This window comes from Desulfuromonas sp., from assembly GCA_002869615.1.
In the GTDB taxonomy this organism is placed as follows: domain Bacteria; phylum Desulfobacterota; class Desulfuromonadia; order Desulfuromonadales; family UBA2294; genus BM707.
In genome coordinates, this window is the sequence record PKUH01000106.1 from 1 (window position 1) to 26,863 (window position 26,863).

23 protein-coding genes, 1 rRNA gene and 1 other annotated feature are annotated in these 26,863 nt (G+C 51.5%); of the genes, 11 read left to right on the forward strand and 13 right to left on the reverse strand.

Annotation, left to right across the window (positions count from 1 at the left end):
* Positions 1-305, reverse strand: a 16S ribosomal RNA gene (locus C0623_11405); the annotation flags it as partial.
* Positions 306-309: 4 nt separating this feature from the next.
* Positions 310-390 (reverse strand) — a sequence feature (possible 16S ribosomal RNA but 16S or 23S rRNA prediction is too short).
* A 367-nt stretch (positions 391-757) separates the two neighbouring features.
* Between C0623_11405 and C0623_11410 the strand changes: the two genes are divergently transcribed.
* Positions 758-988, forward strand: a complete 231-nt coding sequence (locus C0623_11410) for a hypothetical protein (GenBank protein PLX98611.1) — start codon at positions 758-760, stop codon at positions 986-988.
* Here C0623_11410 and C0623_11415 read toward each other — a convergent pair.
* The 9 genes from C0623_11415 to smc all read right to left on the reverse strand — a co-directional run bounded on the left by C0623_11415 (position 972) and on the right by smc (position 11,254).
* On the reverse strand, positions 972-2,264 hold the full coding sequence (locus C0623_11415; protein ID PLX98612.1) for a tyrosine--tRNA ligase: 1,293 nt from the start codon (positions 2,262-2,264) through the stop codon (positions 972-974). The genes C0623_11410 and C0623_11415 overlap by 17 nt on opposite strands.
* 66 nt (positions 2,265-2,330) lie before the next feature.
* Positions 2,331-3,110: a TIGR00282 family metallophosphoesterase gene (locus tag C0623_11420; GenBank protein ID PLX98613.1), complete on the reverse strand. Its 780-nt coding sequence runs from the start codon at positions 3,108-3,110 to the stop codon at positions 2,331-2,333.
* Between the two features lie 9 nt (positions 3,111-3,119).
* The gene (gene rny / locus C0623_11425; GenBank protein ID PLX98614.1) at positions 3,120-4,682 is read right to left on the reverse strand and encodes a ribonuclease Y; all 1,563 of its coding nucleotides are present in this window, start codon (positions 4,680-4,682) and stop codon (positions 3,120-3,122) included.
* A 36-nt stretch (positions 4,683-4,718) separates the two neighbouring features.
* Entirely contained in the window at positions 4,719-5,276 is a 558-nt protein-coding gene (locus tag C0623_11430) for a 5-formyltetrahydrofolate cyclo-ligase (GenBank protein ID PLX98615.1), read from the reverse strand.
* A 288-nt stretch (positions 5,277-5,564) separates the two neighbouring features.
* Positions 5,565-5,909 (reverse strand): hypothetical protein, encoded by a 345-nt coding sequence (locus tag C0623_11435; protein PLX98616.1) that lies wholly within the window; start codon positions 5,907-5,909, stop codon positions 5,565-5,567.
* On the reverse strand, positions 5,858-6,037 hold the full coding sequence (locus tag C0623_11440; protein PLX98617.1) for a cell division protein ZapB: 180 nt from the start codon (positions 6,035-6,037) through the stop codon (positions 5,858-5,860). The genes C0623_11435 and C0623_11440 overlap by 52 nt, the downstream gene beginning before the upstream one ends.
* Positions 6,038-6,086: 49 nt before the next feature.
* Positions 6,087-7,313, reverse strand: coding sequence for a signal recognition particle-docking protein FtsY (locus C0623_11445; protein PLX98618.1), 1,227 nt, complete (start codon positions 7,311-7,313; stop codon positions 6,087-6,089).
* A gap of 48 nt (positions 7,314-7,361) precedes the next feature.
* A complete protein-coding gene (locus C0623_11450; GenBank protein ID PLX98619.1) occupies positions 7,362-7,724 on the reverse strand; it encodes a GTPase-activating protein in 363 nt (120 codons plus the stop codon).
* A gap of 11 nt (positions 7,725-7,735) precedes the next feature.
* The gene (gene smc, locus C0623_11455) at positions 7,736-11,254 is read right to left on the reverse strand and encodes a chromosome segregation protein SMC (GenBank protein ID PLX98620.1); all 3,519 of its coding nucleotides are present in this window, start codon (positions 11,252-11,254) and stop codon (positions 7,736-7,738) included.
* Positions 11,255-11,399: 145 nt separating this feature from the next.
* On the opposite strand from smc, the gene C0623_11460 reads away from it, so the two are divergent.
* Both C0623_11460 and C0623_11465 read left to right on the forward strand, forming a co-directional pair.
* Complete coding sequence (locus C0623_11460) at positions 11,400-12,290, forward strand: hypothetical protein (protein ID PLX98621.1); 891 nt, start codon at positions 11,400-11,402, stop codon at positions 12,288-12,290.
* A gap of 141 nt (positions 12,291-12,431) precedes the next feature.
* On the forward strand, positions 12,432-15,488 hold the full coding sequence (locus tag C0623_11465) for a hypothetical protein (protein ID PLX98622.1): 3,057 nt from the start codon (positions 12,432-12,434) through the stop codon (positions 15,486-15,488).
* 4 nt (positions 15,489-15,492) lie between these two features.
* Here C0623_11465 and C0623_11470 read toward each other — a convergent pair whose 3' ends face one another.
* Both C0623_11470 and C0623_11475 read right to left on the reverse strand, forming a co-directional pair.
* Positions 15,493-16,017, reverse strand: a complete 525-nt coding sequence (locus C0623_11470) for a nicotinamidase (GenBank protein ID PLX98623.1) — start codon at positions 16,015-16,017, stop codon at positions 15,493-15,495.
* Positions 16,018-16,109: 92 nt separating this feature from the next.
* Positions 16,110-16,817, reverse strand: a complete 708-nt coding sequence (locus C0623_11475) for a bifunctional demethylmenaquinone methyltransferase/2-methoxy-6-polyprenyl-1,4-benzoquinol methylase UbiE (GenBank protein ID PLX98624.1) — start codon at positions 16,815-16,817, stop codon at positions 16,110-16,112.
* Positions 16,818-16,864: 47 nt separating this feature from the next.
* Between C0623_11475 and C0623_11480 the strand changes: the two genes are divergently transcribed.
* The 4 genes from C0623_11480 to C0623_11495 all read left to right on the forward strand — a co-directional run bounded on the left by C0623_11480 (position 16,865) and on the right by C0623_11495 (position 21,684).
* Positions 16,865-17,332, forward strand: a complete 468-nt coding sequence (locus C0623_11480) for a (deoxy)nucleoside triphosphate pyrophosphohydrolase (protein PLX98625.1) — start codon at positions 16,865-16,867, stop codon at positions 17,330-17,332.
* A 259-nt stretch (positions 17,333-17,591) separates the two neighbouring features.
* On the forward strand, positions 17,592-18,386 hold the full coding sequence (locus C0623_11485; GenBank protein ID PLX98626.1) for an IclR family transcriptional regulator: 795 nt from the start codon (positions 17,592-17,594) through the stop codon (positions 18,384-18,386).
* A 374-nt stretch (positions 18,387-18,760) separates the two neighbouring features.
* The gene (locus tag C0623_11490) at positions 18,761-20,674 is read left to right on the forward strand and encodes a cyclic nucleotide-binding protein (GenBank protein PLX98627.1); all 1,914 of its coding nucleotides are present in this window, start codon (positions 18,761-18,763) and stop codon (positions 20,672-20,674) included.
* 80 nt (positions 20,675-20,754) lie between these two features.
* Complete coding sequence (locus tag C0623_11495) at positions 20,755-21,684, forward strand: rhomboid family intramembrane serine protease (protein ID PLX98628.1); 930 nt, start codon at positions 20,755-20,757, stop codon at positions 21,682-21,684.
* 9 nt (positions 21,685-21,693) lie between these two features.
* Here C0623_11495 and C0623_11500 read toward each other — a convergent pair whose 3' ends face one another.
* A complete protein-coding gene (locus C0623_11500; GenBank protein ID PLX98629.1) occupies positions 21,694-21,894 on the reverse strand; it encodes a hypothetical protein in 201 nt (66 codons plus the stop codon).
* Positions 21,895-22,167: 273 nt separating this feature from the next.
* Here C0623_11500 and C0623_11505 point away from each other — a divergent pair, with 273 nt between their 5' ends.
* From C0623_11505 to C0623_11520, 4 genes are all read left to right on the forward strand, one after another.
* Positions 22,168-23,166 carry a hypothetical protein gene (locus C0623_11505; protein ID PLX98630.1) on the forward strand — a complete coding sequence of 333 codons (999 nt, stop codon included), beginning with the start codon at positions 22,168-22,170 and terminating at the stop codon, positions 23,164-23,166.
* A gap of 4 nt (positions 23,167-23,170) precedes the next feature.
* On the forward strand, positions 23,171-23,776 hold the full coding sequence (locus tag C0623_11510) for a hypothetical protein (GenBank protein PLX98631.1): 606 nt from the start codon (positions 23,171-23,173) through the stop codon (positions 23,774-23,776).
* Between the two features lie 11 nt (positions 23,777-23,787).
* Positions 23,788-26,286: a hypothetical protein gene (locus C0623_11515; protein PLX98632.1), complete on the forward strand. Its 2,499-nt coding sequence runs from the start codon at positions 23,788-23,790 to the stop codon at positions 26,284-26,286.
* Between the two features lie 293 nt (positions 26,287-26,579).
* The gene (locus C0623_11520) at positions 26,580-26,828 is read left to right on the forward strand and encodes a GlsB/YeaQ/YmgE family stress response membrane protein (GenBank protein PLX98633.1); all 249 of its coding nucleotides are present in this window, start codon (positions 26,580-26,582) and stop codon (positions 26,826-26,828) included.
* The last annotated feature ends 35 nt before the right edge of the window (positions 26,829-26,863 follow it).

A 26,863-nucleotide genomic window follows, 5' to 3' on the forward strand; every position in this document is an offset into this window, starting at 1 on the left:
CAGTTCCAGTGTGGCTGATCATCCTCTCAGACCAGCTACCCATCGTAGCCTTGGTAGGCCATTACCCTACCAACTAGCTAATGGGCCGCGGACTCATCCTAAAGCGATAACATAGAAGAGGTCATCTTTTCCCACTGAGTCCGAAGACTCCGTGGGCTTATCATGTATTAGCCCCCCTTTCGGAAGGTTATCCCAGACTCTAGGGCAGATTATCCACGTGTTACTCACCCGTGCGCCACTCTACTCGCTTCCCGAAGGAAACTTTCTCGTTCGACTTGCATGTGTTAAGCATGCCGCCAGCGTTCNNNNGAAACTTTCTCGTTCGACTTGCATGTGTTAAGCATGCCGCCAGCGTTCGTTCTGAGCCAGGATCAAACTCTCCAGTTTAAACTGAAAAATTGATTCTGATTTTTTACTCAATAGTTGATTTAACTATAACGCGTAAACTATCTCAAACATCTGCTATTCAGTTTTCAAAGACCAGTAATTCCGTGCTTTTCTCTGCGCTCTTGCCGTTCAGCGCAGACGCACAAGATAACTCTGTGCGTTCTGTTTGTCAATAAATTTATTTTAAATTTATTAACTTTTTTTCTGTCTGCCCAAACACCTGTTTTCTGTCGGTGTTTTGCAGCGACGAGGGGAGTTTATACCCGATTCGCGCTGCCAGTGTCAAGGGCTTTTTAAAAATAATTTCACCCTTCTGGGCTGACACTTTCTGACCTGCCTTGAGCCTACTCTGCCACCGGAATAAATCCTGATGTTTTTCGGCAACGAGGGGAGTTTATACCTGATACGAGATACTACAGTCAAGGGTTTTTTCCATCAGATGCAATTTATTTTAAATTACAAATTATCCCGACATCAGACACCTGATTCAGCCCGAAAAAACCTGGCCAGCATCACGCAGAGACAACTCAATATGTTCTTGTTTCGATGGGACCGCGGCAACCGAACAAAACGCGCGAAAGGAATCAAACCGCCTCGATGATAAAATAATTCTTCTTGCCCTTCTGGACCAGAATATATGACCCGTTGACCAGGTCCGCCGCCGTGACTATATACTCCTGGTCGCTCAGCCTGGCCTTGTTGAGACTGAGTCCGTTCCCTTTTATCGTGCGGCGCAATTCGCCTTTTGACGGGAACACATCGGTCTCCTCTGCGAGCAGTTCAATAACCGGAACCCCCGCGTCGAGCATGGCCCGGCCGACCTTATAGGTCGGGACCCCTTCAAAAACTGAAAGAAAGGTCTCTCTGTCGAGTCGTGTCAGGCTTTCAGCCGTTGCTTTGCCAAACAGAATCTGTGAAGCCTCGACTGCCTTATCGTACTCCTCCTCGCCGTGAACCATGCAGGTCACCTCTCTGGCCAGGCGCTTCTGCAGCGGCCGCAGGTGTGGTGCGGTTTCCTGTTCCTTAACCAGTGCGGCCACCTCATCCCTGGGCAAGAGCGTGAAGATCTTAATGTACCTCTCTGCATCGGCGTCAGAGACATTGAGCCAGAACTGGTAGAACTTGTAGGGAGTTGTCAATTTCGGATCGAGCCAGACATTGCCGCTTTCGGTTTTGCCGAATTTGCCGCCGTCCGCCTTGGTGATCAGCGGACAGGTCAGGGCAAAGGCTTCACCCCCTTGTTTTCGGCGGATGAGCTCTGTCCCGGTCGTGATATTCCCCCATTGGTCGGAGCCCCCCATCTGCAACTTGCAGTTCTTCTCACGATAAAGATGTAAAAAATCGGTCGCCTGAACCAATTGGTAGGTAAACTCGGTAAAAGAGAGACCCATCTTGGCTTCTTCGCCCAAACGTTTTTTAACACTGTCCTTGGCCATCATGTAATTAACGGTAATATGCTTGCCGATATCGCGAATGAACTCGAGAAAGCCGAAATCCTTCATCCAGTCGTAGTTATTGACCAGCTCGGCCGCATTGTCGACATCCGAATCAAAGTCGAGAAACTTCGTCAGCTGTTTCTTTAAACATGCTTCGTTATGACGGAGGGTTTTTTCGTCGAGCAGATTGCGTTCGACCGACTTGCCGGACGGGTCGCCGATCATCCCGGTCGCCCCACCAATCAAGGCGATCGGTTTATGGCCGGCAATCTGGAGATGCTTAAGCATCATCACGCTGACCAGGTGACCGATATGTAATGAGTCGGCCGTCGGGTCGATCCCGACATAAGCCGCGGTCATCTCTTTTTGCAGCTGTTCTTCCGCGCCGGGGGTGATGTCGTGGACCATCCCGCGCCAGGTCAATTCTTCAACAAGGTTCATTTCCAACACCTACAGTTCAGTCCAGTTTGGGCCTGCCGTGAATATACAGCCACGCAGATTAAAGGTTCAGCTGACCAGCTCCATCACCCGCTCAATCTGTCGTGCCTTGCCGCTCGATTCATCGATATCGACGACAACCGCACAGAGTGCAGGATCTTTCTTTGCAACTTCGAAACGGACCGGTCTCTGGGTCAGGAACTTTTCAATAATTGGCTCCCGCCGCATCCCGATGACCCCGTCACGACTCCCGGTCATGCCGACATCAGAAATGTACGCCGTGCCGCCAGGCAGAATCCGTTCGTCTGCGGTCTGCACATGCGTATGGGTCCCGATAACGGCAGAAACCCGACCGGCCAGGTACCAGCCGAGCGCCATTTTTTCACTGGTCGCTTCGGCATGCATATCAACAAGCAGGATATCACTGTCGGCAAGCTCGGTGATGAGACGATCAACGGTCTGAAACGGGCAATCAAGATCATTCATGAATACCCGGCCTTCGAGGTTCATTACGCCAACCGTGATTCCGGTGTTGGTTCGGAACTGCCCGCCCCCTCTGCCCGGAACCTCTCCGGGATAATTTGCCGGCCGCAGAACCCGCTCCTCGGCATTCAGATAATCGACAATGTCCCGCTTGTCCCAGATATGATTGCCGGAGGTCATGACATCAACGCCGTAACCAAACAGCTCCTCGGCTACATCGACTGTCAACCCGAAGCCGGCGGCAGCATTTTCGCAATTGGCAATCGTCAGATCGATAGCGTGCCGATCGATCAGCCGCCCGAGCCGTTCGTTGAGAGCATAGCGCCCGGGTCGACCGACGATATCTCCAATAAAAAGAAGCTTCACACCCGAACCTTATTTCGCATATTCGACAGCCCGGGTTTCCCGGATGACATTAACCTTGATCTGACCGGGATAGGTCATCTCCTGTTCGATCTTCTTGGCAATGTCGCGTGCCACAACATGGGCATGCTCATCCGATACATCGTCACTCGAGACCATAACCCTGATCTCCCGGCCGGCCTGAATGGCAAAACAGCTGTTACAACCGGGTAGCGAGGTTCCGATTTTCTCGAGTTCCTCAAGACGCTTTACATAGGTTTCAAGCATTTCACGACGGGCCCCTGGCCGGGCGCCGGAGAGAGCATCGGCAGCCTGTACCAGTACGGCCAGAATCGTTTCCGGCTTTTCATCTTCATGATGCGCGGCCAGGGCATGGATAATTTCAGGAGCTTCTCCATACTTGCGCGCAAGATCTGCACCGATGACCGCATGCGACCCTTCAATCTCGTGATCGACCGCCTTGCCGATATCATGCAACAGACCGGCCCGGCGCGCCATCTTGACATCAATCCCGAGTTCGGAGGCCATGATACCGCACAGAAACGACACTTCCAGAGAATGCTGCAGCACGTTCTGTCCGTAAGAGGTCCGGTAACGGAGCCGGCCGACCAGTTTCATAATCTCCTGATGGATACCATGGACGCCAACATCGAAAGTCGCCTGCTCTCCCGATTCACGTATCGACTCATCAACCTCCTGCTCCGACTTCTTGACCACTTCTTCAATCCGCGACGGATGGATCCGGCCATCGGCAATCAGTTTTTCAAGAGAGAGACGGGCAACTTCACGCCGCACCGGGTTGAAGCCTGAGATAATGACCGCTTCCGGCGTATCGTCAATGATCAGATCGATCCCCGTGGCAGCTTCAATTGCCCTGATATTTCTTCCTTCTCGCCCGATGATCCGGCCTTTCATTTCATCATTCGGCAACGGCACAACACTGACTGATTTCTCGGCGACATAATCACCGGCGTAACGTTGGATTGCGAGCGCGAGAATATTTTTCGCTTTCTTGTCGGCAACCTCATGCGCCTCTTCCTCGATCTGCTTGATCAGCTTGGCGGCATCGTGCCGTGCTTCGCTTTCCATCGACTCAACCAGCATCTTCTTGGCCTCTTCCGAACTCATGCCGGAGACCTTCTCCAGCCTGCTGCGTTGCTCGGCAACCAGTTCTTCCGCTTCCTGTTGTTTGCTGGTCAGATTCGCCTCCTTGTCGCGCAGACTCTGATCGCGCCGCAACAGGTCGCTGTCCCGGCTGTCGAGTTGTTCCGACTTGCGATCGAGATTCTCTTCTTTCTGCTGCAGCCGCTTTTCCTGAGATTGTATCTCACGGCGCATTTCGCGAACCTCATCTTCCCAGGCTGACTTGGCCTTGAAAACCGTATCCTTGGCCAGGATGTCAGCTTCCTTACGCACCGATTCGGCATCGCGATTGGCATTACCAACGATCTCCGCGGCGACCCTTTCGGCATTGGCTATTTTCGTACTGCCAAGCTTGCTCCGCAATATCGCACCAACCACGGCACCGAGGCCGGCAGCTGCGATTCCTATCATGATTACTATTTCTATCTTCACGGTAAATACTCCCTCCGTATCTGTTTAAGGTATCTGTTAGCGTTCAATTTTTATAATCCCGTTGTCAGTCACGAGAAGGTCAAGACGAACATCGTGATCCTCTTTCGGCAATTCTTCAACGATCTGAATCTCGTAGGCCAAACCGGCCATTACCGCCGGCCGACCGGAGTTGACAAGCCGGTCATAATAACCGCGTCCGTAACCGAGTCGATAACCGAGCCGATCAAAACCGACTCCCGGCACAACCATCAGGTCGATAGCAGCGACACTCACCGGCTTGCCATCGAGTGGTTCGGCGATCCCGAACGAGCCGGGCTTTAAGGCTGAGCAATCGTCGACCTCGAAAAACTCCAGAGAGTCACCCTGCACCCGCGGAAAGCAGACCCTCTTTCCGACCTTTCGGGCCGCTGAAAAAAGAGCCGAGGTCTGAACCTCATTCCGGATTGGCGCGTACAATGCCAGCAATTCGGCATCCTGATATTCGGGTCGATTCAACAACGCCTGCTGGATTACATCACTGCGCCGCAGACAATCCGAACCATCGATTCGCTGTCTCTGCTTAAGTAGTTTTTGCCGTAAAAGGTTTTTCGGCATGACAGAGACTCCAGTTCCGGAATCTCTGTAGGGAGGTTATAGATATTAGGGTAAACCGGTACGTTGCACCTCGATCAAAAAACATCCTGACACAGGACAATCAAGTATTGATCAAAATCGAGTATATTTCTGATAGCTGAATCCATTATCAGTCCGTTCGTACCGGAAGGCTCTTCAAGCCTCACATTTTATGCAATAACCACCGTACCTGGTGGCGGTTCAAGCACGCTGAAAAGCGTGGATTGTACTGCTGATATCTATATATAACGCTCCATACAGAGACAGTTTTCATTCCGTGGACGGTACTGCTTCAGCGAGTTTTTCGAGAAGCGCCTCAAGGCGCTCCTGCATCTGGACCGCTTCGTTCCCGTCCCTGAGTTGCAAATAATCTCCGGCGACATTCATCAGTGCAAGAACGGCAGCACTCAAGGTATCGGCGGTATGTCCCGAGGAAACGACTTGCTGAATACGATCATTGACGAAATCAGCGACTTTTTCAATGACCCTGGGGTCGGTATCGCTTTTGAAAGTATATTGCTGACCCAGAATTGTAACCTCAGCAACCTGTTTCAAAATATCCTCTATCCCAGTTGATCCAATTTGGAAAGGATTGAATCGAGCTCTTTGCGACAGTGCTTTCTTTCATCGAGAAAGGCCTGCTGAATCCGGCTGAGTCTGTCATTCTCCTTCTCCAGACGTGCTTTCCGGGCAAGGAGCTCATCAATTTTCTTTTCCAGACGTGCAACAATATCATCAGACACGAGTCTTTCCTCAAATATAGGAAAATTGTAGAAAAATTAATACTTAAAGTCAAGCGCCATCACTGCCGTCAAACAGTGCTGCGGCAAAAAGATCGGGATCAAACGGACGCAAATCATCGATCGCCTCACCGATGCCGATATAGCGGACCGGAATCTTAAGGTCATTGCTGATCGCGACAACGATTCCGCCCTTGGCCGTACCATCAAGTTTGGTCAGCACAATGCCATCGACATCGACCGCCTCCTTGAACAGGCGGGCCTGGGCCAATGCATTCTGACCGGTCGTTGCATCAACAACCAGAAGAGTCTGGTGCGGCGCCCCGGCAAGTTCGCGCCCGAGCACACGGCATACCTTCTTGAGCTCTTCCATCAGGTTGGCCTTGGTATGAAGCCGGCCGGCCGTATCGATAATCAGAAGATCGCTCTTCCGGGCAATCGCCGCCTTGACTGCATCAAAGGCGACTGCCGCCGGATCGCCGCCCTCCTGGTGCCGAACGATATCAACTCCGGCCCGCCTGGCCCAGACTTCAAGTTGCTCAGCAGCCGCGGCCCGGAAAGTATCGCCGGCGCCGAGCAATACCTTTTTACCGTCAGCGGCGTAGCGACTGGCCAGCTTGCCGATCGTCGTCGTCTTGCCGACGCCGTTGACGCCGACCATCATGATAACCTTCGGACCCGCCGCAATTTCGCGATCCGGGACGGCAACCAGCCTGAGCCGGAGGCTGATCTCTTCCTTTAACCCGGCATATATCTCTGACGATGGCGCATCACTGCCGGAGAATCTCTCTTCCAGGGCCCGAACCAGAGCCTGCGTCGTTGGCATCCCGAAATCGGAAGTGATCAGAATCTCTTCGAGTTCTTCAATCATTTCCGGGCTGAACCGGCTCTGGCTGCCGAAAAGGCCGTCCAGACGACCGACCAGCGAATCCCGGGTTTTGCCGAGACCGGAGCGCATTCGTTCCAGAACCGTTACCTCAGGGGCGACAACCGCTTCAGCCTCCGGATCCATGCCGATGGCAATGGAGTCGTCTGGCCGCTTTTCTTCTTGCACAACCGGCTCGCCGCTTTTTTCGGGCGCCGTTGTTTCATTTACAGAGAGCCCTGACTTGCGGCGACTGATGCGCCAGACGACGAATACGAACAACAGAGAGATCAGGGTTGCACAAACATAAAGAAGGATCAGCGCACCGACCGGACGCGAGGCTTCAGCCACACCGATGGCACCCAGAAGGCTTTGAGTTTTCTGCAGTAATTGATCCAACCAGGGGGCGTTCATACAAGAATCTTTCTGATGCAGATCATGACCCGCACCGCTTCACAATCCTCAGGCAATCTCTGCACGCAGGGCCAGAACCGTTTTACGTGCTTCAAACTGGGCACGGCCGAAAGAGGCATCCTTCTGCAAGGTCAGAACAAGATAGTAGTCGCTGGTAATCGGGATTATCAGGGTCTGGGTCTTTTCGGTCGTTACGATAATTTCCTGCAGATCATCACTGTCGAGATCGCGCATTGCCTTGCGCATATTGGCCAGAATAATCCCCTTGTGCGCACCGATAACTTTCATTTCGAACTCATCCATCCGCGACGAAACCTGGTCAACCGCCTCACCTTCCCAGTCGGCCAGAATTGCTCCAATCGAACCGGGGACCCGCTCGAGGAGATCTGAGAGTGTATCTTTAAACGACATTTTTCATCATCTCAATATTCATTAATTTTGACGGAAACGGTTTTCGACACACCGGGTTCTTCCATCGTTACGCCATATAAGGTATCAGCAATTTCCATCGTACGCTTGTTATGAGTTATCAGGATAAACTGCGAGATTGCAGACATTTCGCGAACAATCTCGTTAAACCTCCCGATGTTTGCATCGTCGAGTGGCGCATCGACCTCGTCAAGCAGACAGAACGGCGACGGCTTGACCATAAAGATCGAGAAAATCAGGGCAACCGCGGTCAGGGCTTTCTCGCCTCCGGACAGCAGGGTTACGTTTTGCAGTTTTTTGCCGGGGGGCTGGGCAATGATATCGATTCCGGTTTCCAGAAGGTCGTCTTCGTCACTCAGATTGAGTATTGCCTTACCGCCCCGGAACAGACGCGGAAAAACTTCCTGAAACTTGGTATTGACCAGATCGAATGTTTCGCGGAAACGGCGCCGGGTGGTCCGATTGATCTTGCTGATGGCAGCCTGCAATCCGGCCAGTGATTTTTGAAGATCCTCCTGCTGAACCGTCAGGAACTCATATCGCTCCTCGAGCTCCTGAAACTCTTCTATGGCGGTCAGGTTCACTTCACCCATTGCATCGAGTTGACGTTTCAATTCTTCCATGCGAACCGATTCACGGTCGCGATCGCGATCCCCTTCAGTCGGATTGAATATCTGCAGGTCAACCCGATACTTTTCAAGAATACTGTCGCGCAAATGTTCCGCTTCCAGTTCCAGTTCACGCCCTTTCAGCTGCAGACCCGAAAGACTCTCGCGTAACTGGGTCACTTCCGAGCGCAACAGCTTGAGGGCGGTCTCCCGTTCATCAACCTGCAACTGCCCGGCATCGAAATCTTCACGCAACTTGACGACATCGGACTGCAGCTTTTCACGCTGTTCGAACAGCTCGGCCAATTTACCCTTCAACTCTTCGTTCTCAAGCTGCAATCGTTTCCGATCAACCTCACCCTGCTCCTGACGCTGCTGTAGCGATACTGTCCGGTTTTGCAATTCGCTGCGTAGCTGTTCCAGCCGTTGCAAGGTCTGGCGCGAGCCCTCTTCGCGCTCGCGCATTGTTGAGACCGCAACCTTGAGCGTCATCAAACGTTCATTCGCTTTTTCCCGCTGCTGCCGCAGGGAGAAAACTGATTCCTGTAACCGCGACACCGAATTTTCGAGTTCGGTTTTTTCCTGAACCCTTTCTTCATGGCCGCGCGACGACTCCTCAAGCAGACGCTGCAACTCTTCATGTTCTTCATGGAGCTGATTCTCCTCAAGGCTGAGAACTTCGAGTCGATCGAGCAGGCGCTCCGCTTCCTGTTTTCGTCCGCCAAGCTCACGTTCACTGTCGACAGTCTGCAATTCAGACTGATGCAATGCGGCACTGACCTCGCGCAGCTCGCTGCTGGCGGCACTGAACTCTTCGCGAAGCTGTTCACGCTGCTGCTGCATCTGCTCAACCTGTTGACGCAACTCGGCGACCTGCTGTTCAAGCTCCTTGATTTCGCGCTTCTGGTGCAGCAACCCCTCTTCAAGAACATCACTCGATCCGCCGGCAAGTTCGCCCCGGAACGACAGGGTCTCACCGGCCTCGGTGACAAGCAGACAACCGGCCGGCAGATTCCCGGCCAGATGGGATGCGAGAGAGTCAACCAGCCGAACACCGGAGAGCAATGCCTCAACGGCTGAACCGCTGTTTTTAACTTTGATCAGGTCAAAAAGTGCCTCGCCGGGATGATGACCCTGTGGTTTAACCGCCTGAAAATCGGAGAGCAGAAAAGAGCTCCGCCCCCTGTTCTCACGCAAAAAACTGAATGCGGCAAAAACATCATTGCTGCTTTTCGCCAGAACATCCTGAAGGCGGTCGCCGAGAACTGCTTCGACAGCCGCTTCGTAGCGGGCTGGAACTTCGATAGCATCGGCCAGAAAGCCACCGAACCGCTGGCCGTATTCATCGCTACCCATCAAGGCCTTGACGCCGCCACCGTAACCTTCGAGGTTTTTTTCAAGTTGCTGCAGTGATTCGAGGCGCGCCCGATGACGGTTCAGTTCTTCACGTTTGACCAGTAAACGATTTTCGTTGTCATCGGTCTGCTGTTCAAAGGTCTCGATACTCTTTTCAAGTTCAGATTTGCGTTGCAGCATCGACTGACGATCACCCCTGATTTTTTTCAGAGAGGTTTCAAGTACATCGACCTGCTGTTGTGCAGTCTGATGTTCGTTTTTAAGGGTCAGGGCTTCAGTATGGCTTTTGTCGGTTTGCTGTTGCAGTGTTTTGAGGCGGCGCTCCGCCTCTTCTTTCTGAGAAGCCATTCTGGTCAGCTCGCCAACAATATTGTAGGCCCGGCTACGCGCCTCTTCGAGTTCGGCTGCGGCGGCCTCTTCCTTGGCCTGCAAACCGGCGAGTTCCTGGCCCGCTTTATCGAGCTGGTCACCTTCGCAATTGAGCTCCTGCTGAAACGACTCGAGACTCTTGCGTACGGTTTCTTCCTCCCCGGCCAGAGATTGAAGCCGTTCGGTTGCCTCTTTCGACTCGGCAACGTACTCTTCTTTCTGTCGCGCAATCAGGTCGGACTCATTATTATTACTATCTATTTTCGCCTCAATCCCCTGGATTGATGACGATATACTGTACATCCGCTCCTGCTCCTGACTGACCTCACGTTCGCGCACCGACTGATCAAGTTTGAGCTTTTCGAGGGAAGCTTCCTGCTCGGCAAGCCGCGCGGCTTTTTCCTCGACCATGTTCTGATGCTGACGCTCGAGTGAAGTTTTGTCACCGATGCCGTCAAGCAGTTCGCGATAGCGATCGTGCGCGATAGCCGTTTCAATGCCACGCAGCTCGTCACGCAAAGTCCGGAATCGCTCCGCTTTTTTGGCCTGGCGCTTCAGGCTGTTGGTCTGACGGCGAACTTCGCTGATAATGTCGTTGAGTCGTTCGAGATTGTGCCGGGTTGCGTCGATCTTGCGTAATGCTGATTTCTTGCGGGCCTTGAACTTGGTAACACCGGCCGCCTCTTCAATGAGAAAGCGCCGCTCCTCTGGCTTGGCATTGAGAACCATGCCGATCTTGCCCTGCTCGATGATCGAGTAAGCCTTGGTGCCGACACCGGTATCCATAAACAGTTCGGTAATATCGAGGAGTCGACAGGGCGTCTTGTTGATCAGGTACTCACTGTCTCCATTACGGTAGAGTCGCCTGGTAACAACAATTTCCGCGTATTCACGATAGGCCGCCGGAGCCAGGCCCTCATCATTGGAGAATGCGATCGAAACCTCGGCCATGCCGAGTGGTTTGCGGGTCTCACTCCCGCCGAAAATGACATCTTCCATCGAACGGCCACGCAGTTGTTTGGCGCTCTGTTCGCCCATCGACCAACGGATCGCGTCGACGATATTGCTTTTGCCGCAACCGTTCTGTCCAACCACACCGATAATGCCCTCAGAAAATTCGAAAGAGGTCTTATCGACGAAGGACTTGAAACCAACTATGTCAAGACGTTTAATCTTCATTGAAAATCGGCAGGGAACCCACGGTTGTATTGGCCAGAATGTCAGCGCGCCATATTATCAAGCGGACCAGACCATGTAAAGGATATATGTCACAAAACAGACTAATCTTGCCGGCCGTGGCAAGTGAGGGTATGCTCGACTTGTCATGATCGAAAAAAAGGTAAAAAACAACGAGGCAAACAGCACACTTCTCACATACCTGCAGCAGCAGATTGCACACGCACCGGTATCTTATCTTCGACAACTGATCAGAACCGGGAAAATCAACTTGAACGGGTCGCGTTCGACGCCCGAACAGCTTCTGGTAGCCGGAGATTGCATTACCCTGCCGCAGAGTCAAAGGCTTCTTGACCTGATTGAGAGGAGTGTACAACCACTGACCATCCTCTATGAATCAGAAGAGGTGCTGATCGTACACAAACCGGCCGGCCTGGCAACCCACAGCAGCCAGGGCCATGAACACGACAACCTGGTGTCACAAGTCGTCAGTCGAACAAAAATGAAAGGTCAGAAATTCAAGATTGCGGCGATTCATCGCCTTGATGTGCCGACCTCCGGTCCGGTCATTTTCGGCAAGGGGCAACAGGCGATCGCCACTCTCGGGCGTCTTATGCAGGAGAACGGTATTAAGAAAAAGTATTTGGCCCTGGTCAAAAGCGGCCTGCCACAGGGAGGTCTCTTCTCCGGAGGCATTGCCAGCAAAGGAAAAATCAAATACGCGGAAACCCGGTTCCGAATTCTTGATACGCTCTCCGGTTTTGACCTGCTCGAGCTTGAACTCCGCACCGGAAGACAACACCAGATCCGGAAACATCTCGCCGACCGCGGGTATCCGATCGCCGGCGATAACCGCTATAGCGGGCCAGCGACCGGCAACATGGAAAGGCTTTTCCTGCATTGCCATTACATTGAACTTACAAACCCGTTTTCGGGTGAGCAGATGACCCTTTACGACCCGCTACCACCTGCCCTTTTGGAGACACTTCAAACGCTCGGCCTTGACGACCTTTCTTTATTAATGACAGGCCCGGGATGAGTGATCATCCCTCCAAGAATTCTGGACTTTTAGCCAGTGAAAGCATATCATTTAATTAAAGCAAAACTTCATTTCATAGCACCTGCGCGACTGGAGAAATAAAGCCAGGAGCTAATACAGGATAGAAGCGGAACAAGCTGCATGAAATTCTCTCTTCGCCGACTTATTGTCACGATCACTCTTGTTCTGATCATTGCGGCAACAACAATAGTCAGTATTTTTATTTCGGAGTTTGACCTGAACAACTTCCGGGCGCAGATCTCTGATTCCATCAGCACGCAGCTTTCCCAACCCGCCAACCTCGGAAAAGCCCATTTCTCGATCAAGCACGGACCATCATTTGCCTTCGATGATATTCTGATCGGCACCAAGCAGGGTCCGCTTTACCTGACGGCAGAGCATATTTTTTTTCGACTTGATGTCCTGCCGCTATTAAGAGGCGACTTCAGATTTTCAGAAATCCTTTTTGAAAAGCCTGACATCACTCTCAAGGTAGGCCAAAAGCTAACCGGCAACTCTAACAAGGCTACCGGAATACCGGACCTTGAACAGACGCTCTGGACTGATACCCTCGTCCGATCAATCAGAATCCATGATGGTCACTTCAGGATTGAAGACTATAGCCGTTCTGAGACGCCCTTTGTGGTTGCCCTCGAGCAGTTGCGAATGGTCGTCGATGACCTCAGCCTGCAGGAATCTGGAAAAGTCGAGATCACCGCTGATATAAACTGCAACGACATCCGGTCACCATTGAAATTGAGCGGCAATATCAGGGCCGGAGAATCAAAACCTTTTTGGAACCACGCGACCTTTGATCTTGACATGAACATCAACGACTTTGCATCGGATGTTTTGTCAAACCGGTACCAGCATCTCTCTTCCCGCTTCAGAATTGAAGGCCGCACTGACATCACGACCCGCTTTTCCGGCTCACCGGCCGAAGGGCTCAACTTCAACATAGCGTTGAGCGGCCGTGACCTCGGAATCAGATTGCCCGGTAGAAATGAAGTAATTTCGGCAAAACAAATCGGCATCGAAGGCAATTGGCAGAAGACAGATCAACTCCATAAGTTTGCGGGGATAGATCTCTTATTCGACTCAACCCATTTCTACGGCGACGGCCAAATCGATCTGGCACAAAAAGACCCGGTGCTGACGACTGAAATTTCGGCGCCACATCTCCCTCTGACCATGCTGAACCATTTTTTGCCGGCGGATAGCGCCCTGCAGGCAAGATCCGGCACCGTCCGACTGAATCGACTCGACATCAACGCTAAACTCTCAACATTGATGAACGGCGTCGGTCGGGCCAATGCGGTTCAGAATCTCGAGATCGAGCTGTTGCAGGGAGAACTCATTCTCGGGCGCACCATAGTGACCGACATCAATTTCGATCTCGGCTGGAAGAATCAAAAGATCAGCCTGAAACACCTGCATTTCAATAGCGGCGATATCCAGGTCTCAAGCGACGCCGGATTCGATATTGCCAGTCCGGGCGCAGCTCTTGAAAAACTGAACCTGACCGGCCAATGGAACATGACTCTACAAAACCGGATCCGGGCAAAAGACTCTCATGCTGTTTTTCCCGAAAAAGGCCTTAAGGCGGTTCTGCACCTCGATGCTGTATATTCCGGCAATACATGGAATTTGAAGGACAATCTCCTGGCGCTGCCTTCAATCAAGATTATCTTCCAGGGCCATTACGAGACGACCGGCGACCGGGAATATTCGCTCCGGGCAACAATGCCCGAATTTTCGCTCAGCGACCTTTTCCTGATATCACCGGCTATCTCGGCAATCCAACCCGGCGGCAAAATGTCTGGCGATATCGAATGGACCGGCAGCACCGCATCACCCTCCGATCTTTCAGGAAAAATCATCCTGAATGAAGCATCGTTGCAGATTGCCGGCCCGATCGCCGACCTGACAAGGCTTAACGGTAAAATCAGGCTCGACTGGCCTGAAATCAGGGGCGAAGGGCTAAGTGCCCAGCTTGGCCAATCTCCGATTCAACTCGGCCTTGAAATTCCGGATTTGAATACTGCCAAGGTCAACATGATTATCAGGGGGGATTCAATCCGGGCCGACGAGTTGATCTTCCGTTCAGACAAAGCGTATCTGCGTGACGTCGATTCCCGACTCAGCATCACCGAAAATGCAATCTATCTCGGGCCGATTTATCTACGCATGGATCGAGGTACAAATGTCACGATAAACGGGACTGTAAGCAACCTGCCGGCCGCCAACACCAAGCTGACGATTGAAGGGCGATACGGAAATATCGATGAAGTGATCAGCCTCTGGCTTGCCGATAACCCTCAACAATTCAAACAGAAGCAGAGAAAACAGCAAGGTAGCCTGGAAATAGATATCCACACCGCAGCTGGTGAAATAGCCAACCTGCCATTCGAGGAAAGCACCGGCCATATCAGCTATCGTGATCGCACTCTGATTATCAATCCGATCGAGTTTAAATCTGGCCCCGGCACCGGGATCGGCCAAGTGCTCGTCAAGTACCGGGACAACCAGCCACCGCTCATGAAGATTTCCGGACATCTCGAAAACTTCGACGCGCTTGCGGTCTACCAACAACTGCTGCAAAGGAAAGGGATTATCACCGGGCGACTGTGGGGAGACTTTTACCTCGAGGGGACAGCCGGCAATCTTAAAGAGGTTTTTCTGCCCTCCTCCTTCGGCGCCTTTGATTTCACTGTCCGGGACGGCGTATTAAAAAAACTGCGCGGGTTGAGCAATGCCCTGACCCTGTTTAATGTTTATCCGATTTTCACTTCATCGGGAAAAGAGCGTGGTGTCCCCTTCGACAAACTGCAGGGCAATACCATATTGAAGAATGGGATTCTGGCATCCGAAAACATATCGATGCAAGGTGATGTCATGAATATGACAATGACCGGTACGCAGGATCTGATCGCAAACGAGGTCGATCTGGAACTCGGTATTATGCCGTTACGAACCATTGACCGGCTGCTCACCAAGATTACGCTTGCCGGGTGGATATTGACCGGCGAAAAGAAGGCATTGGTTACAGCTCACTTCAAGTTGAGCGGACCGGGAGACGACCCCAATGTCACTCCCATTCCGATCGAGTCGGCATCGAAACAGGTTATTGGACTTTTCCGAAGGCTTTTTACCCTGCCGGTCAAAATTATTTCCGACGTCAACGAGGCAATCAATTAAGCGGCTATCGTTCGACGACCGCACCGTATACCGATGCCATCTGGCGGAACGCGAACTCGCCATCATCTTTGTTAATCGACGCGACCGAATCGACCGGGACCGTGACCCGGTAACCGCGCAAGGCCGCATCGGCGACAGCCGACATGATACAGATATTTGAAACGCAGCCGGTAATAATCAAAGCTTCGGCACCAATTTCCTTGAGGACCTCTTCAAGCTCGGTCTGATAAAATGCCGAATAGGTTTTTTTTCTGACGATGCGATCGCCTTCCTGCGGGGCCAGTTCACTGACAATTTCGGCACCCCGGGTCCCGGCAACGGCATGCGGCGGCCAACCCATCTTTTCGAATTCTGAATCGTCTTCGGCATGGGCATCACACACATAAACAACCGGTGTCCCCTGTTGGCGGGCCTGCTCAACCCGGTCTGCCAGAGCCGGGAGTATTTCACGGTTGTGTGGGACCTCAAGCGGCGCACCCGAGAGAACAAAGTCATTCAGCATATCGACAACAAGAATCGCTTCTCGCATGATTAATCCTCCTCTTTTCCTGCCTGCAACTATATCAGTTTTTACGCTGAAAAAAATGCGCCCGGGCGCGCACGGGAAACCGATTATTCAAATCATTTGGTGCCGACATAAACGGAGACGATGCCGAATGTCAGGTCATAGTATTGAGTATCGGCAAATCCGGCCGACTGCATCATTGCGCAGAATTCTTCCTGCGGCGGAAATTCGAGGACCGAGTCCGGCAGGTATTGATAGGCGCTACGCCTGGAAAAAACCCCTCCGATCAAGGGCAGGAGCCGCCGAAAATAAAATTGATAGATAAATTTGAAGAAACGATTACGGGGATTTGAAAATTCGAGAATAACAGCCCGCCCTCCCGGCTTCAGAACCCGGCGCATCTCGCGTAATCCTTGGTTGCGATCAACAACATTACGGATACCGAAGGCTATCGTAATCCCGGAAAAAGTGTTGTCCGGATGCGGGATCGACTCACAGGGTGCGTTAACAAGGGATATCCTGTCCGCGTAGAGGGATCGTTCGATTTTTTCCCGGCCAAGGACCAGCATCCCCTGCGTAAAGTCCTCACCGACAATTGTCACCGTACGGGGCGTTGTCGACGCAATTTTCAAGGCGACATCACCGGTCCCGGTCGCGATATCAAGGACTTTCCCACCCTCCGGTATCTCCAGCTGGCCAACGGCAAAGGATCGCCAGTAACGATCGATTCCGAGAGAAATCAGCCGGTTGAGAAAATCATACTGCGGGGCAATCGTCTGAAACATATCGCGAATACCCCGTCCCTTGTCACTCAAATTTGTCATAAAACACCCTGGAAATATTTTCGGATTTTTTAACATAATTACGGGGCATGAGTCACGAAAACTCTTTCCCTCTGGTTGGTATGTCTATAATGTGGATCCATCAGAAAGGAGAATATATGGCGCATCCACTGATTGTCACTGCCGCGGTCATCCGCAAAGAGGGCCAAATCCTACTGACGCGGCGGCCGGCTGGCAAGCGCGATGCCGGCAAATGGGAGTTTCCGGGCGGTAAACTGGGCCCGAATGAATCCCCCGAGGACGGGTTGCAGCGGGAGTTGCTGGAGGAGCTGAATCTGCCGGCAAGGATCGGCAAAATCTACCAGGTTGTTCACCACATTTATGACTGGGGCGCGGTCCTGCTTCTGTTCTATGATTGCCACCCTCTTTCCGACAAAATTGAAAACCGGGACGTCGCAGAACATCGCTTCGTATTGCTGGACAAACTTGCCGAATACGACATCCTTGAAGCAGACTGGCCTGTTATCAACCAACTCATCGCCGATAAACATTCCTGATCCGGATAAAATGTCTTCATATTTATAAAACACCAGTCTAACAAAACATTAAAAACCGTAAAAACTGTCGTGTTGAGTCATAAAATAAACCAATCTGTTGTATCCTTAATTTATCATTAAGAAATCAATAATCACTGAATTTCTTTTTATTTACGTTTATTTCAAGTTTATAAAAACAAATATTAAAATAACATTGACAATAATAAAACAGTGTATTATTTTCATCACTACATCAGTTCTTGTATGCAATGTTTTTATTATGCCGGAAACGGCTTGCCCCCCAAATGAGTGGATTTTGCCATCTCGGAACAAGGGCTCCTATTCTATTCAATCTGTCGAGAACGCCCTGGATGTCCTCGAAGCCCTCTGTGAAGAGGATGACGAAGTACGCATTTCCCGCCTGAGCGAAAAGCTCAAGATGAACAAAACAAGTGTATTCAGACTCCTCGCCACGTTTGAAAGCAGAGGCTACGTCGAAAGAAAGAAGGATTCCGGTAAATACCGACTCGGACTTTCGGCTTATGAAATCGGCCAAAAGCTGATTTCAAGAATGGGCCTGATCAAACACGCTCATCCGGTTATGGAACGCCTAGCCCGCAAGTTTGATGAAGCTGTCTATATTGCCGTTCCGCGCGGCGATGAAATTCTTTTTCTCGACATGGTCGACACATCTCAACAGGTCAAGATTGTTCCCCTTATCGGCAAGCGATTCCCCCAGCCAACCACGGCACCGGGCCAGGTCATTATGGCTAACCGGCCGATGGCAGCACCGGCCGAGGCAACTCCCGAAATGAAATCCCGGCTCAACCGGATCAACCAGAATGGCTATGCCTGTGAAACCGGCGGCCTCGGTGACGGCATCTGCTGTCTTGCAGTCCCCCTTTTTGCAACTGACGGGGAATTAAGTGGCTGCCTCTGCCTGGTCGGTCCTGATTTCAGAATAACATCGGAAAAAATCGAAGCGGAACTTTTGCCAAATCTCAGAGAAACCGGAAACATTATTTCCTCAAAGCTCGGCTTTCATAGTTCCTACATAACCCGACGAATCAGCTGACTACTCGCTGTTGACAAATGATGACAAAGAGGGTGATGATCGCTGACATGCACAGCGCAGGGGACAGTTTGTTCAGATGATTTCCGAAGATGCAATGAACTCGGTTTTTGTTTTGACAACCGGCTTTATCACCTGTGAGGTCTTTACGTTCAGGGACACTAAATGGCAAGAAGAACAATATTCGACTTCTTTTGGCTGTGTAGCCCCCATTGGCCTGCCTGACAGTTTCTGCCCAACTAAATCCTGCAGATCTGGAGCTGAACCGGAGCAGTCACGACCAGAGCCAACAGATAGATATTTACTGAAAATCAAATAGATGATATTGTGCGATATCAAGAATTTTGCACTTTAGCGCCGACTTAGAATAAATCAAAATGGGCCTGATCAGACATCTTAGAGACACCGAGCCTTTCTCAAGCCTGCCCGAAGATATTCTTCAGGAAATCACCGATTCAGTCGTTGAAAAGACCTTCCCGGCCGACTCATGGGTTTGTCGTGAAGAACAGCCGCCGACCGGCTACCTCTACATTATCAAAGAAGGTCTGGTCGAAATTTCCGTCCTGACCCCGGGTGGGGTCGATATGGTTGTCGACTATCGGGAAAATGGCGCTTTTTTCGGAGGCACTCCGGTTTTCACCGGCCAGCCTTACTCGGCCAGTGCCCGAACGGCGAGTGACACCATCTGTTATCTCGTCCCGGAAGACGTTCTGAAAAAAGCCGAAGGCAACTTTCCTCTCTTCAGTAGTTATTTCACCCGTATCGTCCTGTCACGGGTTCGCAAACTTTACACAGATATCGTCTCCGAACATACGACCGCTTCCGTCACCCAGATGGAGGCTTTCCCTTTCAAGAAGAGACTCTCCGAAATCATGTCAACTCCGGCAACCTCATGCCGGCCCGATGCCAGCGCCCAAAAGGTTGCCCGAGAGATGACCGAGAGCAATGAAACAGCAGTCATCGTGACCGATGAAAATGGCGATGCGCTCGGAATCATCACAGAAAATGACATTGTCCGCAAAGTTGTCGCCCCCGGCAACATCGACTGTAATTCGATTACCGCGCAACAAATAATGACCGCACAGCCATACAGCCTGCCGCCCGGCACCTACATGTATGAGGCAATGGCCTACATGATTGGTCATAACATAAAACATCTTCCGGTCATCACCGACGGCAAGGCCGTCGGCATGGTTTCATTGCATGAGCTGATGCGCTACCGTAGCCAGAAGGCGATGATGCTGCTTGGGACAATTCGTGAGCAGACGACAATTGACGGTCTGCGATCGACCAGGAAAGAGATCATCAAGGTTGCGCGGTCACTCTTATCGGAAACCCGCAGCACCCCGGAAGCGATGGAGATTCTTTCGTACATTCATCACGGTATCATCCGACGCGCTTTTGAAATCTGCCTCAACCTGCAAACCAGTGAATCGGGACCAGCACCGAATATACGATACTGCTTTCTGATTATGGGCAGCGGCGGTCGACGCGAAATGCTTTTAAACCCCGACCAGGACAACGGTTTCATCTTCGAAAACTTCCCGGACAAACAACAACCCGAGGTTGATCGGTTTTTCATCCCACTGGCTGAAAAAATTGTTAATGCCCTGAGCGCTATCGGCTATGACCTCTGTAGCGGAAAAGTCATGGCCAACAATCCTGCCTGGCGCGGTCGGGTCAGTGACTGGGAGGAGAGAATCGGACAGTGGGCATTCGATCCGGAGCCGGTCCATATCCGCAACTCCTCGATCTTTTTCGATTTTGCGCCGCTGTTCGGCGACGTTGAACTTGTTCATGACCTGCGTGAAAGCTTGAATCAGATCATTGCCGATAATCCGCAGTTGCTGTATCAGATGATGGCGCTCGACATCCGGCACAAAACTCCGATCGGATTACTCGGTCGCTTTGTCGTCGAAAAGAGTGGCCCGCACAAAAACATGCTCTCCCTCAAACTCGGCGGGACAGTCTTCCTGACCGATTGCATCAGAATGTTCGCCCTCGAGGAAGGTCTCCAGGAAATTTCGACCCTCAAGCGACTGGAGGCACTCGTCGAAAGAAACGTTTTCGCGGCTGACACGGCAGAACATCTCCGGGCGTCTTACGAAGCCCTTAACTATCTGCGTCTCAGGCACGAAATCGCCTTGCTCGAAACCGGAGAACCATCATCACACTTCATCAACCCGAACGATCTGAGCAAAACCGAACAGGATCTGCTCAAGGAATCCTTTCATGCGGTCAGTAAATTACAGGATGCAACCAAACGCCATTTCAGCCATAGTCCATTCTGATTGAACAGATTTTTCCTGATTTTCAGCATCTGTTCGCGTAGACTGTCCGGGAACAGTATCATTCTATTCCGGACATAAAAATGACAGAAAGCGAACATAACGATCCAGGCTGGGTGCCACTCACCAGACTTATTCCACACCCAGAGAACCCGACTCCGGCAACCCTGCGGACCTGGAGCCTTGTCCTTGCCGCCCGCGGCATCCCATACCGAACAATCCCGGAAAGAAAACCGCATGAAATCTTAATCCCTGAACAGTACAGCGCAATCGCTGTGCATGAAATCAGTCTTTACCGAAGAGAAAACCCCGATAACACACCCCCGGTCAAACCACTGCCGACAACAGAAAACAGGATCGCATCGATATCCATCCTGTTGCTGCTCGGCATTTTTCATAACCTGACCTATTTTCACATTTCAGGGTTTGGTTACAATCCGATCGACTGGCTCAATCTCGGCAGCGCCAACAGCAGCTTGATTTTTACCGGAGAGTGGTGGCGGATCATCACAGCGCTAACCCTGCATGCTGACGGTCAGCACCTGATGGGAAACATCCTGATAGGTGGATATTTCGTTGTACGGCTTTGTGAGATAACCGGTTCGGGCATGGGGTGGTTCCTGATCCTCGGCTCAGGGGCTCTCGGGAATCTGCTCAATGCTTTTTTCCAGTCGGGCACACACAATGCGGTCGGTGCGTCAACCGCCATCTTCGGGGCGATCGGAATTGCCGGCGCCATCAGCTCGACCCTTTCACCACGCCATTTGATACGTCAATGGCTGTTGCCCTTGGCCGCGGCCGCGGTGCTGCTTGGTCTCCTCGGCACCGGGACGGACAGTCGCACCGATGTTGGTGCGCACCTGTTCGGCTTTCTGGCCGGAGCGCTGCTCGGCATCGGTGCCGGGCTTTATCTGAGAAACAAGGGAAAGTTGACGGACGGGCGAAATCTGGCACTGGCCATTATCACTCCGGCAATTGTTGCAGCTGCCTGGATGCTGGCGCTACTGAATTGAACCGACGGGTTAAAGATTTGCGAAATTCAGCCCGGTCGGAGCGATATCGTCATTCGGAAAATTTCCGGTCTCATCGAGATACTGCTTACGCAAGCACTGATCCTGAAGCGGCCCACGACAATAGATATTGACCAGCATCGGAAAAATGGCGAGATCAAAATCACCGTGCTTTTCAAAAAATCCGCATTTTTCGTGGTTTTCACAGGTCATCGGGTGCCCCTTTCCAGATTCGCACTGAGATATTAATGTACATTAATTTCAGAAAAAATTAAACAAAAACCTGGCAGCTACCTGACCGGCAGCATGCACGACCTTCCTTATCGATCCGGGTCGATGAATTTACTGATAGAAAAACGTCGGGGCATTTTATATAATCAACTCGTTATCAATCACTTTAATGGGGCAAATAATCGGTTTCTGCCGCAGAATTATAAAGATATTTCGGCAGTATGATCTTCTGACAAGGTCTCGGGCAAATACAAGATGAGAGCCGGCCGCAACACCACCCCCCGGAATCCGAATTTTTTTTCAATGATTATTGCAAAAAAACACGAAACAGATCGGCATCGACCTATTGATATCAAAGCAGGTCATGCGCCAAAGACCGGACCGGGAAAATACGTTCACGGTTTCGCCATGGTGCTGTTCATGGCGGCATTGATGGCGACCGGCTGCACCCCCTCCCTGCCACAAAAAAGCAGTCAGCAGAAAGTGCTGATTCAGGACGGCAACACCATTGCTCAAGTGCAGAAGGAGCAGCCTGACAAGACAAACGACGAAAAAACCAATAAAAACGTCGGCACAGCCACTGCAAACCCGGATGACGGATTCGGTGGATTTGCAGAGTTTGAAGACGAATTCAACGATGACGGTCGGGTTGCGGTTTATGACCCTTTTGCCGGCTACAATCGTGCCATGACAACCTTTAACGATAAATTTTACTCGTGGCTTCTCCGGCCGGTCGCGAAAGGTTATCAATATATCATCCCGAAAATGGTCCGGGTCAGCGTCAATAATATTTTTACCAACATTTTATTTCCGCAACGTTTTATCAACAACCTACTCCAGTTCAAACTGAAAGATGCCGGCGTTGAGACCGGCCGCTTTGCTGTCAATTCAACCATCGGCATCGGCGGCATATTCGATCCGGCCGAGAGCTGGCTTGGCCTTGAATCCCGGGATGAAGACTTCGGGCAAACGCTCGGCAGTTGGGGCCTCGGCTCCGGACCACATCTCGTACTACCATTTTTCGGTCCGTCGAATCTGCGCGACACGCTTGCCCTACCGGCTGACTGGCTGCTCAATCCGGTCAGCTATATCGAAAAACCGGCGCATCGATTCGGAGCCGCAGCATTGAACCAGGTCAATTATGTTTCTTTGCATCTTGGTGAATATGAAAACCTGAAAAAAGATGCTGTTGATTTTTATCCATTTATGCGCGACGTTTATGAACAAAACCGGATCAGGGAAATAGAGGATTAATATCATGCGCCTTTTAATTAGCTCATTTATTATGATTTTGATGCTGGTGACGCCCGTGGCGGCTAATGAAGCTGATGCCGTCAGAAAAATGGCCAGCGAAAGAATAAACACTGTTATTAATCACCTGAGAGACCAGGCGATCGATAAGGAGACCCGGAACAGCCTGGTCATAAAGGCGATCAAACCTCTTTTCGATTTCAGTCAGATGGCCAAACTGAGCATGGGAAAAACAAACTGGTTGCGGATGAATAAAGCGCAAAGGGCTGAGTTCAACGACCTTTTTGTCAAACGGCTCGAAGAGTCCTACCTTGAAAAGCTCGATCTTTATAACGACGAAGAGGTCATCGTTGAAGAGGCTGAATCTGTGAAAACACGGATCCATGTTCTCACCCGCCTTGTCTCGGACAGCAACAAGATCGAAATGCTTTACAAGTTTTACAAATCAAGAGGCGGTCAATGGCTGGTCTATGATGTTGAAATCATGGGTGTCAGCATCGTTCAAACATACCGCTCTCAATTTGCCGGCATCCTTGAAAACCAGTCGGTTGAAGACCTGCTGAAGAAGCTGCGTCAGGCCGGCAGCATGAAAATCGAAACCGACAACGGCTAGAAATAAAATAGATGCTGGAAAAATTCTACCAGGCCTACGTACTGCAACACCCGCGATCGGTTTTCGTCCTGGTCACGCTGACCATTATATTTTTTGCATTCTTTGCGACCAGGCTGCAGATTGATGCATCCTCCGAAACCCTGCTGCTGCAGGGCGACAAAGACCTCAAGCTGACCAGGGAAATCAACAATCGCTACCAGACTCCGAGTTTTCACATCGTCACCTATTCGCCGCACAATGGCGAACTGTTGGCTGATGAGACCCTGCAGCAGATCAGGGAGCTGAAAAAGGACCTTCTTCAGCTCGACCTCATCGAATCGGTCACCACCATCCTCGATGTGCCGCTCCTCGAAAGCCCGCCCAGGCCGATCAACGAAGTGATCAACGACATCCCGACCCTCGAATCACCCGACATTGATAAAAACCTGGCAAAAAAGGAGTTGACGACAAGTCCGATCTACAGCAACAACCTGGTCAGCCCCGACTTCAAAACCACGGCACTGCTGGCCAACCTTCGGGTTGACGATCAGTGGCAGGAATTTGTTCGTAAACGGAATGTCTTGCGCAACAAGGAAGCAGACGGCTCGCTCACCCCGGCCGACCGGGTGAATTTGCAGCGCCTCGAAGAAGAATTCAAGAAGCATCGCGAGCAGGTTCGCGACACCGAACACCGGAATATCGTGCAGGTCCGGGACATCCTTGAAAAATATCGTGATCAGGCCGATATTTTCCTCGGTGGCGTCTCGATGATCGCCGACGATATGGTGACTTTTGTTAAAAACGACCTGAAATATTTCGGCGCCGGGGTCCTGGTCTTTCTCGTTGTCATGCTGTGGATCATCTTTCGACAACTCCGCTGGCTCATCCTGCCGGTATTAACCTGTCTTTTTTCGGTGATCGTCACCAGCGGCTTTCTTGGCATCTTCGGCTGGGAAGTTACAGTCATTTCATCAAACTTTATTTCGATTCAGCTGATTATCACCATGGCCGTGACGATCCACCTGATCGTGCGCTACCGCGAGCTGGCGCTCGAGCAGCCGGAAGAGGATCAAAAGCAGCTCGTGCTGCAAGCTGTCATGAGTATGGCGACCCCCTGTTTTTATGCCATCCTGACCACCATGGCCGGTTTCAGCTCACTCGTCCTCAGTGACATTCTTCCAGTCATCAACTTTGGCTGGATGATGACAATCGGTGTTGCTGTCTCCCTGGTTCTGACCTTCCTGATCTTCCCGTCAGTCATGATGCTGATGCCGAAAGTCGACCCCGACACTTCGTTCGAGACACGCTTCATGCTGACCAGGCATCTGGCGCAATTCACGGAGCGCCACGGCCGCAAGATCATTCTGGTCAGCTTCATCGTCGGACTGTTCTGCATCGTCGGAGCAGCGCGCCTGCAGGTCGAAAACAGCTTTATCAGCTACTTCAAGGAGAGTACGGAAATCTTCCAGGGCATGAAGGTGATCGATCAGAAACTCGGCGGAACCACCCCCCTCGATATCGTCCTCAACTTTGATTCCGATGCTGGCACGCCGGACGAGCAAGCGCCGGCGGAGAGCGAAAATGACGAGTTTGCCGAATTCGATGCCTTTGAAGACGAATTCGAGGCCGCCAAAGACCAGGCTCAATACTGGTTTACCGCCAAGCGAATGGCCGAGGTCGAACGGGTACACGACTATCTCGACAGTATCCCTGAGACCGGCAAGGTCCTCTCGCTCGCGACTATGCTCAAGGTCGGCAGAAAGCTGAACGACGGCAAGCCTCTCGACAATTTCATGCTCGCCCTGATCTACAACGAACTGCCGGAGAAGTTCCGCAAGATCATCCTGAGCCCCTACGTTTCGGTTGAAGATGACCAGGTCCGCTTCGCCGTCAGGGTTCGCGACTCACAGCCGGATCTGCGTCGTCACGAATTGATTCAGCGTATCCGCACAGGGCTGGAGAACGAGCTCGACCTGGAACCGGATCGCTTTGCCCTCGGCAGCCTGCTGATTCTCTACGACAACCTGCTGCAGAGCCTGTTCGACTCGCAGATCAAAACCCTGGGGGCCGTCATGCTGGCGCTGATGGGCATGTTCCTCCTGCTGTTCCGGTCTATCAAGATTGCCCTGATCGCCATCACCCCCAACCTGCTCTCAGTGGCAGTCGTTCTCGGATTCATGGGGTGGGTCAAGATGCCGCTCGACCTGATGACCATCACGATTGCGGCGATCAGTGTCGGCATCGCCGTCGACGATACGATTCACTACATTCATCGGTTCAGGAAGGAATTCAGCCAGACCGGACGGTATCTCGAGAGTATGCACCGGGCCCACAGCAGCATCGGCTTTGCCATGTACTACACCTCGGCAACCATCATTATCGGCTTTTCAATATTGATTTTGTCGAGCTTCATCCCGACCATTTATTTTGGGCTGTTAACCGGTCTGGCCATGCTCATCGCGCTGGTCGCTGCCCTGACCCTGCTGCCGCAGCTGATCATTCTCTTCAAACCATTTGGTCCTGAGAAGTAAATAAAAAAAGAAAAAGGATTACTGCAAAAACCGTATTCCCCTGACCACATCAATCAATGTTGCCTGCTGCCGATCCTCGCACAGTCTTCGCACCTCAGACGACGGACCTTGCCTATTGTGGTCTCGTCGACACCGATTTTTTTTGACGGTTGGAGCCCTTATCTACATTTTTGCGTTAAATCAACTAACATAATCCCCTTTTTTATTCTGTTCGAATCGGACATCTGGCTTTATTCTGATAAGCTTGCAGCTGATCAATGTTTTTCATTTAACATATCAGGAAGGATGGCAACATGAATATCGAACAATTGGTCATACTATTGATCGTTGGCGCTATCGCAGGTTGGTTGGCCGGAGTGCTGATGAAAAAACGAGGGTTCGGACTGCCGGTTAATGTCATCATCGGCATCGTGGGAGCAGCCATCGGTCGTTATCTGTTTGATCTGCTCAATATCTCGATGCGAGGTTTGGTCGGAGCTATAATCACTGCGACTTGCGGAGCCGTAGTCCTGTTGTTTGCTGTCAGCCTCATAAAGAAATGAACAAGGGCAGAGAAACCTTAAATGATGACAAAGAA